13 protein-coding genes are annotated in these 15,166 nt (G+C 35.4%); all 13 read left to right on the top strand.

From position 1 onward, the window contains the following. Window positions 1–303, top strand: a 303-nt coding sequence (locus tag I2F89_RS00005; protein WP_324250201.1) for a transketolase-like TK C-terminal-containing protein, incomplete at its 5' end; no start/stop codon positions are given. Between the two features lie 257 nt (window positions 304–560). Next, window positions 561–1,430: a glucosaminidase domain-containing protein gene (locus I2F89_RS00010; protein WP_074801879.1), complete on the top strand. Its 870-nt coding sequence runs from the start codon at window positions 561–563 to the stop codon at window positions 1,428–1,430. Window positions 1,431–1,563: 133 nt separating this feature from the next. Then, a complete protein-coding gene (cysK, locus tag I2F89_RS00015) occupies window positions 1,564–2,490 on the top strand; it encodes a cysteine synthase A (protein WP_071867954.1) in 927 nt (308 codons plus the stop codon). A gap of 182 nt (window positions 2,491–2,672) precedes the next feature. Continuing rightward, entirely contained in the window at window positions 2,673–3,098 is a 426-nt protein-coding gene (locus I2F89_RS00020) for a Fur family transcriptional regulator (protein WP_019724202.1), read from the top strand. A 373-nt stretch (window positions 3,099–3,471) separates the two neighbouring features. Continuing rightward, window positions 3,472–4,824: an NADH oxidase gene (locus I2F89_RS00025; RefSeq protein WP_010735565.1), complete on the top strand. Its 1,353-nt coding sequence runs from the start codon at window positions 3,472–3,474 to the stop codon at window positions 4,822–4,824. A 260-nt stretch (window positions 4,825–5,084) separates the two neighbouring features. Continuing rightward, window positions 5,085–5,375 carry a DUF5960 family protein gene (locus tag I2F89_RS00030; RefSeq protein ID WP_071867953.1) on the top strand — a complete coding sequence of 97 codons (291 nt, stop codon included), beginning with the start codon at window positions 5,085–5,087 and terminating at the stop codon, window positions 5,373–5,375. Window positions 5,376–5,608: 233 nt separating this feature from the next. Continuing rightward, on the top strand, window positions 5,609–6,313 hold the full coding sequence (locus I2F89_RS00035; RefSeq protein WP_010735563.1) for a DnaD domain-containing protein: 705 nt from the start codon (window positions 5,609–5,611) through the stop codon (window positions 6,311–6,313). Window position 6,314: 1 nt separating this feature from the next. Continuing rightward, entirely contained in the window at window positions 6,315–6,980 is a 666-nt protein-coding gene (nth, locus tag I2F89_RS00040) for an endonuclease III (protein ID WP_074801876.1), read from the top strand. Window positions 6,981–7,378: 398 nt separating this feature from the next. Further along, window positions 7,379–7,954, top strand: a complete 576-nt coding sequence (locus tag I2F89_RS00045; RefSeq protein WP_071867951.1) for a hypothetical protein — start codon at window positions 7,379–7,381, stop codon at window positions 7,952–7,954. A gap of 538 nt (window positions 7,955–8,492) precedes the next feature. Continuing rightward, complete coding sequence (locus I2F89_RS00050) at window positions 8,493–9,989, top strand: helix-turn-helix domain-containing protein (RefSeq protein WP_115357576.1); 1,497 nt, start codon at window positions 8,493–8,495, stop codon at window positions 9,987–9,989. 261 nt (window positions 9,990–10,250) lie between these two features. Beyond that, entirely contained in the window at window positions 10,251–11,603 is a 1,353-nt protein-coding gene (locus I2F89_RS00055; RefSeq protein WP_074801870.1) for a lytic polysaccharide monooxygenase, read from the top strand. Between the two features lie 325 nt (window positions 11,604–11,928). After that, entirely contained in the window at window positions 11,929–13,389 is a 1,461-nt protein-coding gene (locus tag I2F89_RS00060) for an HTH domain-containing protein (protein WP_081367473.1), read from the top strand. Between the two features lie 35 nt (window positions 13,390–13,424). Then, complete coding sequence (locus I2F89_RS00065; RefSeq protein ID WP_416379317.1) at window positions 13,425–15,164, top strand: VirD4-like conjugal transfer protein, CD1115 family; 1,740 nt, start codon at window positions 13,425–13,427, stop codon at window positions 15,162–15,164. The last annotated feature ends 2 nt before the right edge of the window (window positions 15,165–15,166 follow it).

Consider the following 15,166-nt stretch of genomic DNA (forward strand, 5'->3'; position numbering starts at 1 on the left):
CTAGCTGTTAAAGCGCAAAAAGTATTGGCGGAACAAGGAAAAGATGTCTCAGTGGTTTCTATGCCAAGTTTTGATTTATTTGAACAACAATCCGCGGAATATCAAGAAAGCGTCTTGCCAAAAGCAGTGACGAAGCGTGTTGCGATTGAAGCAGCTTCACCATTCGGTTGGGAACGTTATGTGGGTATCGAAGGTCAAACGATCACAATTGATCACTTTGGCGCATCTGCTCCTGGAAACAAAATACTTGAAGAATTTGGTTTTACAGTAGATAATGTAGTCAACGTCTTCAATCAATTATAGACAAATACTGAAAGCAGTTCGATTGGAGTGCTTGGAGATTTTTTCCAAGCCTCCAATTTTCTATTTTTTTAGGTACAAATTAGTAAAAAAGGATAATTGTCGTTACTTTTGTGTTACTTTTTGATTACGTGAAGATTACAAAAAGTAAATAATTGAAGATTCGTTTGAGTTTCAATAAAATAAAACGTATAATTTAAATGATTAAGTTTCGTTTAAGAGGAAGTTTTATTTACTGTTTCATTTGAGGAGGAATTTGAATGCAAGAGCTGAGAACCCGTAGCGCTCGACACCATAGGCCCAAAAGGAAAATGACCATCAATAAAAAAGCCATTGCACCTTTAGTGGGGACAAGCCTATTAGTTGGGCCAATGTTGGTTACAGCAACACCACAAACTGTACGTGCGGATGAGTTAGATGTCGCATCTTCTGCCGATCCGCAAGCATTTATCAATCAAATCGGATGGGCTGCTTCTGAAGTTGCAGCAAGCAATGATTTATATGCGTCTGTCATGATTGCACAAGCATTACTTGAAAGTGCGTATGGTACATCTGGATTATCAAGTGCACCATATTACAACTTATTTGGAGTCAAAGGTAGCGCAGGTCAATCTGTGGTATATATGAATACGCAAGAATATTTGAATGGTCAATGGGTAACGATGAACGAACCTTTCCGTCGCTATTCATCTTATTGGGAGTCATTCCAAGATCATGCGAATGTTTTACGTTCTACTAGTTTTTCGACAGGCGATTATCATTATTCAGGTGTATGGAAAAGTAATACTACCAGCTACTATGATGCAACAGCTTATTTAACTGGACGTTATGCAACAGATCCTAATTACGCATACAAATTAAATGAATTGATCAGCACATATAATCTGACTCGCTTTGATACACCATCAACTGGTTCAACAACAACTAGTACGACAAGTACCACAACGACTAGTACGACAACCTCTACAACGACTGCGACAAGTAGTAACCAAACTTATACTGTCGTCTCTGGCGATACACTTTGGGATATTGCTCAAAAATTCGGTATGTCCGTCGATGATCTGATGGCAAAAAATGGCATGACGATGTCAAATTATTCATTATTGGTTGGACAAGAAATCAATGTCTAACTTTATATCAACTTAAAAAAAGAGGCATATCAAAAGATGTGTCTCTTTTTTTTACTTCTCCAGTAAGAATCACTCGCAGAAGTACCTTTTTTGTATTATGATTAATAGAGAAGCAAATGAAGGGGGAAAAAACATGACACAGATTTATCAATCGATCACAGAATTGATCGGTAAAACACCTATCGTTCGATTAAATAAAATGGTTCCAGAAGGAGCTGCGGATGTTTTTGTTAAGTTGGAATTCTTCAATCCAGGTGGAAGCGTGAAAGACCGTATTGCCTTGAATATGATTGAAAAAGCAGAACATGATGGGCTATTGAAACCGGGTGATACAATCATTGAACCTACTTCAGGAAACACTGGTATTGGTTTAGCGATGGTCGGTGTAGCAAAAGGATATCATGTGAAACTTGTCATGCCTGAAACGATGAGTATCGAGCGTCGCTTATTGATGAAGGGTTACGGAGCAGAACTAATTTTGACTCCAGGGACAGAAGGCATCAGTGGTTCAATCAAAGAAGCAAAACGTCTAGCGGAAGAAAATGGCTATTTCTTACCTCTGCAATTTGAAAACCCTGCTAATCCACTAGTTCATGAAAAAACGACTGGGCCAGAAATCCAAGCGGCGTTTGGTGTGAACGGGTTGGATGCGTTTGTCGCAGGAATCGGTACTGGTGGAACAATCACCGGTGCGGGACACGAATTAAAACGGATCAATCCAGCGCTTAAGATCGTTGGAGTTGAACCAGCCGAATCTGCCGTTTTAGAAGGCAAAGAACCTGGGCCACACAAAATCCAAGGTATCGGAACAGGTTTTGTCCCGGATACGTTAGATACGAATGTCTATGATCAAGTCTTATCAGTATCTAGTGAGCAAGCAATGATCACAGCTCGCCGTATGGGGCAAGAAGAAGGAATCTTAGTTGGTGTTTCAGGAGGAGCCGCAGTTGAAGCTGCGCTTAATGTAGCTAAAGAACTAGGGGCTGGAAAAAAAGTTCTTGCGATTATTCCTGATAATGGAGAACGTTATTTGTCTACTCCTTTGTATCAGGATATGTAAGTCTACGTGAAAATCTGAATAAAAAGTGTGAAATAATGGTGAAACATCCGTTATTTTACACTTTTTTTGTATAAAATAGGCAAAATTATAAAATTCTTTTCTTTTTCTTTCCATAATATGTAGATTTAAAAAAATAAAAATAGTATGATAATAAAAGAACAATAAGGTGGGGTTTTGTTTATATGGAAAATAAAAAAGTAGAAGCGGCGATCGAGCAGCTGAAAAAAGAAAATATTCGGATTACGCCGCAAAGATACGCAGTTTTAGAGTATCTGATTGAGCATCGTTCACATCCAACGGCAGATGAAATCTACAAGGCGCTTGAGCATCGCTTTCCTAATATGAGTGTTGCTACAGTTTACAATAATTTACGATTGTTCACATCAATCGGGTTTGTTCAAGAAATGAAATATGGTGATGCATCAAGCCGATTTGATTTTAGTTCACAAAGACATTATCATGTGATTTGCCAAAATTGCGAGACGATCGTCGATTTTCATTATCCTGGGCTAGAAGATATTGAAATGGCGGCGGGGCGCTTAACTGATTTTGAAATCCATGATCATCGTTTAGAATTATATGGGCTATGTCCGAATTGCAAAAAATAAATCGTGCGAACATCTGAAACATCGATAAGGTCAAATGACTTTGTTGATGTTTTTTTGTCTTTCATTTGTGACGTGTAGAAAAACATGGAATACCTACTCCTGTGAAACTAAGAGGAAAACACACTAACAATTTTAAGAAAGGTGAAAATATTTATGCAATTTTTTATGCGATTTCGTATTCATTCACAAGCGTAGAGGTGTTAGTTTAAAAATTCACAAAAAGAACGTTTATTTATCAGTGTTTCAAATCGAAAATGCGCAAAATATGATAAGTAAGACCTTGTGAATTCACAAGCATAAAACTGTTGGATACGTTTTAATTTTGCTATAGTAAAAATTGTCAAAGGACAAATCGTTTATCGGAGGGACACACATGAAAGTAGTAGTAATCGGCTGTACCCATGCAGGAACAGCAGCAGTAAAAAGCATCTTAAAAAACAACCCAGAAGCAGATGTTACAGTTTATGAACGTAACGACAATGTTTCATTTTTATCTTGTGGGATCGCATTGTATGTTGGAGGCGTCGTGAAAGACCCAGCAGGCTTGTTCTATTCAAACCCTGAAGAGTTAGCTTCGTTAGGTGCGAAAGTGAAAATGGAACATGATGTCACTGATGTTGACACAGAAAACAAACAAGTCACAGCGAAAGATTTAAAAACTGGCGAAACTGAAACAGTTTCTTATGACAAATTAGTAATGACTACTGGTTCATGGCCAATCATCCCGCCAATCAAAGGGATCGAATCTGAAAATATTCTTTTATGTAAAAACTATAACCAAGCAAACGAAATCATTGCTAAAGCAGAAGAAGCGAAGAAAGTAGTGATCGTTGGTGGTGGTTATATTGGGATCGAATTAGTTGAAGCGTTTGTCGAGTCTGGCAAAGAAGTGACATTGATCGATGGTTTAGATCGTATCTTGAACAAATATCTTGATAAACCATTTACGGATGTGTTAGAAAAAGAATTGGTTGATCGTGGAGTTACTTTAGCTTTAGGTGAAAACGTTTCTGAGTTCATTCCAGATGAGAATGGTAAAGTAAAACAAGTAACTACAGCTAGCCAAACATTTGATGCGGATATGGTTATTTTGTGTGTTGGTTTCAGACCAAATACAAAATTAGTAGAAGGTAAAGTAGAAACATTGCCAAATGGCGCAATCAAAGTAAATGAGTACATGCAAACAAGCAATCCAGATATTTTTGCAGCGGGCGATTCAGCAGTTGTCAATTATAACCCAAGTGGTACGCAAAACTACATTCCTTTAGCAACAAATGCGGTCCGTCAAGGATTGTTAGTAGGAAACAATTTAACAGAGCAAAAAATGGCTTACCGTGGAACACAAGGAACTTCTGGTTTGTACTTATTCGGTTGGACAATCGGTTCAACAGGTGTGACAACAGAAAGTGCCCCAATGAATAACTTGGATGTCCAAGCAACACTATTCGAAGATAACTATCGTCCAGAATTCATGCCAACGACTGAAAAAGTCATGATGGAACTAGTATATGAAAAAGGAACAAATCGTATCGTAGGTGCACAATTCATGTCTAAATACGACATCACTCAATCTGCTAATACGATGTCATTAGCGGTTCAAAATAAAATGACTGTTGAAGACTTAGCTCTTTCTGACTTCTTCTTCCAACCTCATTTTGACCGTCCTTGGAACTACTTGAATCTTCTTGCACAAGCAGCTCTAGGAGAAATCGAGACAGCTCAATAATTTGTCAAAGTGTCATAGAAGAACCATCTGGAAGCAATATTGTTTCCAGACGGTTCTTTTTTTTGGAACTCAACCGGCTATTTAAAGGTCAAAATTTTTTATTGACACTTTTTGTTTTATTTCTCACGAGACAGGAATGGTTTGTTGCAGACTTCACCAGTTGCAATTAGTTGTTTTCCTTTGTTTTTTTTGTCAAAATAATAGATGTAATTAATTTCCAACAAAGCAGATGTAGTGAGTTGGACTAGAGGAGGATCATTATGGAAAAAGAATATTTTGTACAGCAGGATAATTTTATTGAAGATTACAAAAAGGTGACAGGCAGTGAAACGATCGATATTGATTCTTTAGCAGAAGAAGTGATCAATCAATTAAACGAAACCCAAGCAGAAGAATTCGTTTTATCTGGTGATGAAACAAAAGATGGTGAGGATCATCAATTCCCATTTAGTCGACGGATCTATACCGATGAAAATGATGGAACATTGAATACAGAGTATACGTATGAAGGACAACCATACGAGCTACGAACGGATGACGAGGTACAATAATAAACGTTCTATCGATCGTACGCGTCATTCTCTAAGCTGCTTGTAAAGATATGAGACCTTTTTATAGAGGAGAGCATATCCTAGTACAAGCAGCATTTTCTTCTGATGTACATATATTCCGAAAAGTGAAAAGCAATATAAAAATCACTAAAACATTTTAAAAAAATTCAAATAATCCTTTCTTGCTTCAAATCTTGTTTTTACGTATACTAATTTTAAAGAGAGGGATAATAATGTTGAATTTAGAAAACTATTTAAAAGCTGGTCAAACGATCGTTTCCAATCTTTTGCTTAAAAATTATCATCGTATCGGCCTACAAGCAGATGAATTTTTATTTATATTACAGTTGCATATGGCACAATCAGAAGGTGATTCATTCCCGGATCTGATGAATATTTCCCAGAATATGGGTGTCAAGCAAGAAAAAGTTTTTCAAATTTTGAATCGATTGGTCAGTGGTCATTTCATAGCGATCGAAACGACACTTATTGATGGACGTAAAGCGGATCGCTATGATTTGACACCAACGTATGTGCATTTAGAAAGATTATTAGAAAAAGACTCTCTAAAGCAAGAAGAAGAAGTCCAAGAAAAAACGACACGTTCAGTCTATCAATTATTTGAACAAGAGTTTGGACGTCCCTTATCCTCTATTGAATTCCAACGGATCGGACAGTGGTTGGAAGAGGATCATTATCATCCTGAGATTTTGAAACTAGCTTTACGGGAGGCTGTATTGAACCAAGCGTATAGTTTCAATTATATCGACCGTATCTTATTATCTTGGGAACGGAAAAATTTAAAAACCAAACAGCAAGTAGAAGAAGATCAAAAACGCAGAAAGCAGCAACTGCTTCAAAAAGAAATCGATCAGCCAGCCCAACAAGAAGAGCTGCCAAAAGTATCATTAAAGAATTGGCTGGAAGAATGGGAGTAATATGTTAGGTAAACAACGTACAATGGAAGCTTTTGAGAAAATGTATGAGATGTTTCCAGAAGCGCATGGAGAATTACAACATAAAAATCCTTATGAATTATTGATTGCAGTCATTTTAAGCGCACAAGCGACAGATGTTTCGGTCAACAAGGCAACACCTGCTCTATTTGAAGCTTTTCCAACTCCTGAGGCGTTAGCCAAAGCTCCACTAGAAGAGATCATTCCTAAGATAAAAACAATTGGATTGTATCGAAATAAAGCCAAAAACATCAAAGCATGTGCGCAACAGCTGCTTGATCAGTTTGGAGGACAGGTTCCTCAAACAAGAGAAGAGCTTGTTTCACTACCTGGTGTAGGTAGAAAAACAGCGAATGTCGTGCTTGGAGATGCGTTTGGAGTACCAGCTATAGCAGTCGATACTCACGTAGAACGTGTGACAAAACGATTGAGGATCTGCAAATTGGATGCTTCAGTACAAGAGGTTGAACAAACATTGATGAAAAAGGTACCAGAAGATCTATGGGTAAAAACGCATCATACATTGATTTTCTTTGGGCGGTATCATTGTACTGCTAGAAGCCCACGTTGTGAAGTATGTCCTTTACTGGATATGTGCCAAGATGGGAAAATGCGTATGAAAAACCCTGCCAATAAAAATATAAAATAAGCAAAAAGCGTTGAAACCAATCGCGATGTGTAGTGACCTCAAAAAGTTAGGCTTTTATAGAGTGGAGAAATCCACTCTTTTTTTTTGCAATAAAATAAGGGTAAGCAGCTTTTTGAGAAAGAAGGTGTGTAAGAAAAAAGCTTGTCAATTGTTTATAACATTACAAGAAATTATTCTTGGATACATAGAGATTAATATTCTTGACTAAAAAAATAATAAGTAGCCTTATGAAAATAAAAATAAATCAGTTATTTTATTATGATTTTTTTTAATATGTATATGTTTAAATTAAGTAATTATAACACGTTTAATTTATTTATTTTATTTTAAGTATGTTATATTTTTAGTTTTAAATAAAAGAGTTTTCTGTTAAAATTTAATTATAGAGGAGGAATTATATGATTAAAAAAACATTACTTTTATCAACTTTAGTTTTAACAATGGCTGGATGCGCTACATCTGCCCAAGGAGAAGATACAACTAGTACAACAAATGAGTCACAGAAGGAAACACCGGTCATTACCCTTTCGGATGTAGAAGAAGCACAACAAGAATGGGCAGAGAATATTATTGCGATTGGTGAAGCTAGCTTGGAAAGTGACGAAAAAGCCGAAGAAAAAGCGCTTGAGACACTGGAAAATCTATATGCTTACGATGACGGTCAAGTGCTCTTCAAACCAACGAAAGCTGCGGAAGTACCATTTCGTGGAACAAAAGATGAAGCACTATCTTATTTTGTTGGTGGGGACATCGCAGAAGATGGTGGATTTGCCTTAGAGCCTTGGACAGATATCCGCTTTGATAATCATGATACGATCTTGAACGGTGATACAGCGATTTCTTCAGGTGTCTATTATTTTACTTCTGGGGAAACCAACGAAGAAGTCAAAGTTGAATACACATTTGGTTATATCATGGATGAGGATGGCGACTTAAAAATTCAGTTACATCACTCAAGTGTGCCATTCGGATAAGAAAAGATGTATGGTTAAATCAACAAAATGACTGACTATCCTGCTTGATCTTTTAACACTTCCACCATGTAAGATTGATACATAATGTAGGATAGTCAAACGAATCATCGAAATAAATTATAGGCACTAACTGAAATGATTTTAAGCAATATTTGTCAAGCAACTGGAGGATCAAACGAGGCAACTCGTGGGTTCTTCAGTTTTTTGCTAGGTATCGCATGCAAATAAATCAATAAATTTCTCTTAAATTTATTGGAATAAAATAAATTCAAGAATATAATTATTGGAATTTTATGAAGAAATATTCTAATATTAAATTGTACTTGTTTTTTTATAATAGTTATTTTAGGTTATCACTTAAAAGTGAACGAAGGTTTACACCGTTCTCATGTCAAATAATTACTATAAATCAACAAGTATCTTTTGTTTTCTGAATAGTAAGAATATTTTTTCTATTTAAAAATGACAAGGAAAGATTGAGGTGATGTTATACTATTTGAATTTTACATTTCAACTATAGATTGAGGAGAAAATAAATATGCTGCCAGATAAATTAATATTATTATTCATTACAAAAACACAATTTTTACAAATGAAGGTATTAAAAGAAATGAAACATGGAGCAGTCTCAATAAAAAAGCTGGAAGATGAAATGGATCTAACAAAAAGACAAGCAAGAAAGATACTTCAAAATTTGATGAGAGAATATGAAGAAATCGGATTCTCAAAAAAAACGCACACCTCTTTGATTCTAGATAAAGATGAATTGCGCTGTATGCCACAACTAACCGATACGGAATATCTCGAATTGATCAATATTTTCCAAGAAAGATATTTTGCAGAATCAAATTTATATCAGACATTGTTATATGTGTTGGAAAAAAGGAAATTCAGTGTTTCAGATATTGCAAAATATCTAATCTATAGTGAGTCACATGTATACAAACTTTTAGGAAAGTTGAAAGAATTGTTTCAATTATTAAAAATCGATATTCGATTGATGAAGATCAATGAAACATTGATTGAATTAACAGGTAGTGAATCTACTATACGTATGTTGCATTATCTGGGGATTGCTGTCATTTCAAAAGGAAACTATTGGCTGTTCAAAACGATTACTCAAGAAGAAGTGATCGATTTCCGGTTGTCAATCAACTTTGATCATTACGAAAATTTATCTCCGCTTGGGAAAAAGCGTATCAACTATTTATTAGCGGTCTGTTTGATATCATTGAAAAACGGGTACCAAATCCATGATCTACCCTCAGAACTCGTAGAGCTAGGAGAAACAGTCTATAAGGAGGAGATGGATGCGTGTTTAGAAAAGCTGACTGTCAAAAAGATGATAGATGGAACAAATTCACGAAATGAATGTATCCATTTCGCCTTTCTATCCAACTATTTTGCACAAGATTTAAATAAGAAAGAAGAAAAAGAAGAACTGGGGAGAAAGCTAGGGGAGCTAAAGAAGAATTCGATCGTCACCAAATGTAAAAAATTACTTATGTGCATGATTGATTACTTTCATATACCAGAAACGATTTTTTATCAATTACTCTATTATTTGACAAACAAATTAGTCACTATCCATCATTTGGAATTATATAAATTTATGCCTATATACCATGATGCACTACCAACAAATCGTTATGGGTCCTATATAGAGCGTTGCATCGATAAAAACTTAAAATCTTACCAAAATGAGTCTTCTTACAATCACATCAAAAATAGTTTTGTGCAAGTCATCTTAGGAAGCTTAGCTTCCAACAGTCTTAAATCTGAACATAAAGTTTATGTGGAATTTTTTAACCTTCCAGAATCTAAAAATATAGTCGAAAATGTTATTACACATTACTACAATAATAAACGAATAAAAATCGTAGAATCGTATCATCATGCTGATATCGTTATTTCGGATACCCATGGATACGAAGATAAAGATTTATTTTATTTTAAGCATATCTCAGATAAGGATTCATGGACGAGGTTGGGATCGTATTTTAATAAAGTCATCGTAAATACGTACAAATTTTGATCACCGATTGACTAAATAACATAATCAGATACGATGAATCGAAGTTATTTGCCAAATCTGTTTATCATCTCTTGGTTTAAATGAACAATAACTGAATAATAGTTTTGTTTTTCACAATGTATAAATACCTATATATAAGTATTTATTTGTATTTAACACACTTCATTGTGATTGATTGAACAATATAAGGTCGCTATTTTTAAATAAGTTATTATGTTATAAAAATAATGTAACAAAAAAATATTGGAAGGAAGGTATGATATGAAAAAAAGATTATTGGGTAGTGTGGTATTGGTTTTAAGTCTAGGAGGAATAATTTTTGGTGCGACAAAAGATGTTTCTGCACATGGGTATGTAAGGGAGCCAATTAGTCGAGGATACCAAGGGTCATTAGATGCCCGCACCAACTGGACTGCAGCATTTCAGAAGTATGGGGCAGTGATCAATGAGCCACAATCTTTAGAAGCATTGAAAGGCTTCCCAGCAGCAGGACCAGCGGATGGACGAATTGCTTCTGCAAATGGCGCATTAGGTTTTCAGTTAGATCAACAAACAGCAACTTTATGGACAAAGCAAGATATCAGTACTGGTCCTAATAATTTCACTTGGCATTTTACGGCAAATCACCGGACTGCGAAATATCATTACTACATCACGAAAAATGGTTGGGATCAAAACAAACCACTTGCGAGAGAAGATCTAGAACTATTATCGGAAATCGATGGTGGCGGACAATCTTCTGCGAATATTAGCGCAACGCACACAGTCAATATTCCAGAAGACCGAATGGGGTATCACGTTATTTTAGCAATTTGGGATATTAGTGATACTGCGAATGCCTTTTACAATGTGATTGATGCGAATATCAAGAGTAATGGAGCAATACCAGTCGTACCAAATAAACCAACAAATGTCAGAGCAGTGAATACGACAAAACAGTCAGTCTCACTTTCTTGGGATGCACAAGCTGCTGCTGAAAAATACAATGTGTATCGTGATGGTCAACTGATTACTACAACTTCTGCGAACAACTATCAAGATAATCAATTAACAGCAAATACCACGTACAAGTACGAAATCGAAGCAGTATCGTTTACCGGACAAGTATCTGAAAAAAGTGATGCGCTTCAGGTAACAACGTTAGCAGATAACGAAGTAGAAGTGCCAACAAGACCAGGTAACTTACATTCAATGGGAGAAACAGTGAACTCAATCTCATTGATGTGGAATCCTTCTAGCCACTCTGCAGGAATCAAAACATATGAAATCTATAGAGATGGCCAATTAGTTGGTCAAACTGCAAATACAACTTATCTAGATACTGGATTGAATGCTGGGACTCAGTATACGTATACAATCAGAGCAGTGAGTAATGATTCTATTCGATCAGAGGACAGCAACCGTTTAGTGATTTCAACAAAAACAAATGAAATTGCGCCACCAAGTGAACATCGTCAATTTGAATTAGGAAGTTTAACTAATCCTGTGTTGTACACAAAAGATGAAATCATCTTCCATGAGGGGAAACTGTATACAACATTAGTGACTCATTTTAATTATGGTGATCCATCTTGGGCGCCAGATAGTGCAGCTAGTTTATTTAGAATTAAATAACTTTTAAAAGTCTTTTAGCCTTTTGGATTATTTTAGGATTCTAATAGAATAACTTTTTTGTAGAAAGCTTAAAAACATCAGAGGGCCATTTATTGTAGATAAATAAAAACAGTGGTATATCGTTATTAATTACGCCTTAGAGAGGCTATACAATTTGTATAGCCTCTTTTTTCTTGTTATCTCTCAAATCTAAGATCTATAAAAAAACTTTAAAAAAACTTCGTCTTCTAAAGAAATTTTTTTCTCTAAGTCGGGAAATACAATACCTCGAAATAAAAAAACATATTGTTTATAGTGAAGTTGTTATGTGAAAGGGGGAAGGTAAGTGGAAGAGATTCTTGAACGATTAATATCGAATGATTACAAAAAACGTGTCGTATTTATCTTGAATACTTTAGAGAGAAGAAAAAATGTGACCGTTCAATATCTTGCAAAAAGTCTCAAAGTAACTAGAAGAACGATTACCAATGATTTAAAAACGATTCAAGATGAATTTTCCGACACAATTGAAATATTGACTTCCTATAAAGGGGTCAGCATGTTTGTATTGAACCATTTTAAGTTATTCGAGAAAAAAAAATCTTATTACATGAATGAAGACTTAGTAAAAGTGACAACAAGTATCCTTACAGGTGAACTGAAGCAGGTGATCGATTGGAGCTGGGAATTACACTACTGTGAGAAAACAGTGATCCAAAAAATGCGAAAGCTAAAGAAAATCTGCCATCAATATGGTTTGAATTTAAAACTTTCACCGGTTGAATTTATAGGGAAAGAAATCAGAATCAGAAAACTGTTTATTGATCTTTACATTAAATCAGCATATCTAGAAATCGAAGATTATTGCCCCTATAAAAATGAAATGGAAGAAATAACCAAAATCGTTTTGGCGTTATGTTCGGATGTTTCCCAATCAATCACAAAGAAAATACTTGCTTTAACTTTTATCCGGTTTGGAAAAGACAAATTATATATCCAGTCGCGATTGTTAGATTGGTTTAGAAACAATCCCTTAACGAATCAATTATTCGTTGAATTTATTCAATTAGATTGTTTCAAGACCTACTCTAAAGAAGTCATTTTTGAAGAATGTTGTTTTATAGCTTGTATGATCCATTTACATGAATGTTATTACACAGAGATTGAAAAACACAATAAAGGATTTGCAGAATACTTTGGTTTTTCTGAGACAGTCAAACATTTGGTTTTAGATCTCAAGAGTGTTCTGGGGAATCGGATCCAAGTTGATAATGAGCAACTGTATTCAATTGTCAATTGCTTTTTATTTCAAGAGAAAATCAAACAGGAACTTGAAATTGATTTTTCATATAACGATGAAGAATCGGCGATACTGATTGATTCAATCAACCGGCGACTATATAAAGAAATGAATACAGTCATCAAAAGAAATAAAGCGATCCAAAAGAATTTCCTGCAAAAAAGGTGTGCTTCATCATTTACTTCTGACTTATTACTTTTCTTATATACGAACAAGGCATGTGAAGTTTTAAGTACAGTTGTTGTTGCATTGAAACGAGGATTTTTAACGGATTTTGCTTTAAATGAAATTATTGAAAGATATCTACACACCAGAGCAAGCATCATGTACCAGGAACAATTGGAAACCATTGAAAATCCACTTGACGTAGATATATTAGTGACAAATATACTACCATTTCCGTATCAAGTTGGTGATAAAACCAAAATGTTTTATCTACCAGAAAAAGCAGATATTGACCGAACGATGGACATCGTTTCAGACTTGCTCGTTACGGATTTTAGATAATAACAAAGATCACTTATGTCGTTTAGGAGGGCAAGTTGAAAAACTCAAAGACTTGGTATTATAAATTACTTTTACTATTTTTATTTCTTGTATTCGCGTATACGGCAAATCGGACCATCCTGATTTACGAGAATTTCCGACAACAGACAGAAGATATCGCACAAGTCTTGGTTCGCACAATCGATCAATTTGGACTAGAAGTCAGTCGCTTTGAGTTTGACTTTAGTTATAGTTTAGCAAGTATCATTGGTACATTGACAATCGTGGGGGGGCTTGCTCTTGGTATCTTGTATCACTCAGGTATGCCGAAACATACAGAGTTTGAATATGGAAGTGCCAGATGGGGCAACAAAAAAGACATCAAGCCGATGATGGATAAAAAAAAAGACAACAATATCATTCTCACAAAAAGTGAATCGCTGTCTATGTCTGGTCGTATGAAGATCACTAAATCTAATAACTTTAATCGGAATAAGAATGTGATCGTAGTAGGAGGAGCCGGGTCAGGTAAAACAAGATTCTATGTGAAACCTAATTTGATGCAACTGCATTCCTCTTATGTCGTCAGTGATTCTAAAGGACTCTTGTTAAGTGAAACAGCAACGATGTTTAAAGAAGCAGGTTATGAAATCAAGGTTTTTGACTTGATCACGCGGGAAAATACAGATTATTATAATCCTTTTACTTACATCCGGACTGAAGATGATATTTTAAAAGTCGTCAACAACTTGATCAAGAATACTTCAGATCCTGAAAAAAAGGGTGGCGATGATTTTTGGGAAAAAGCTGAAACGGCCTTATTGATGGCTACGTTTAGTTATCTTTTACAAGAAGTTGATGAGGAAGATCAAACATTGACAAACGTCGTTGAAATGGTCCGCTTAGCAAACTGTCCAGAGGATGTGCCTGATTATGTTTCCCCACTGGATGTGATTTTCAATGAACTTGAAGAAAAAGATCCTGCCAACTTTGCAGTCGCGCAATACAAAATTTTCAAACTAGCGGGGGATCGTACCGCAAAAAGTATTTTAGTCAGCTTAGGAGTGCGATTATCGCCTTTTGATATTCCGAACATCAAAAAAATCGTGAGTAAAGATACTTTAGCACTTGACACTGTGGGTGACAAAAAAACGATCATCTATATTTTATTATCAGATACAGATACGAGTTTCAATTTCTTAGCAAGTATGTTGTACCAACAATTATTCGATAGTTTAGTGTACAAAGCAGACAATGTCTACAAAGGTCGTCTACCACATCATGTGCGATGTATCTTAGATGAATTTGCCAATATTGGACAGATTCCAGACTTTGAAAAAGTGATTTCAGTGATTCGAAGTCGCGAGATATCGGTCAATGTGATCTTACAAAATATTAGTCAGCTTAAAAATTTATATAAAGATACTTGGGAAACAATCATCGGGACCAGTGACGTTTTTCTGTATTTAGGTGGAATGGAGTTAAGTACGCATGAGTATATCTCCAAATTACTAGGGAAGAAAACAATCCAGCACAAGAACATCAGTATCACCAAAGGTAGTAATGGGAACTACAGTGAGAACTATCAAAAAATGGGTCGAAATTTATTGGATGTAGATGAAGTGGCGAACCTAAGTGGAACAAAAGCGATTTTGAAGATTCGTGGAATAGTTCCGTTTATATCAGAAAAATATGATATTACCAAACATAAAAATTATAAAAAACTCGGAGATGTGACTCCAGAGAATTGGTACGAACGAAATCAATCACCGAAAAACGAAGAGGAGAATGGATAGAA

The sequence above is a fragment of the Enterococcus sp. 1001283B150225_161107_E12 genome (genome assembly GCF_015556925.1).
In the GTDB taxonomy this organism is placed as follows: Bacteria; Bacillota; Bacilli; order Lactobacillales; family Enterococcaceae; genus Enterococcus_B; species Enterococcus_B mundtii.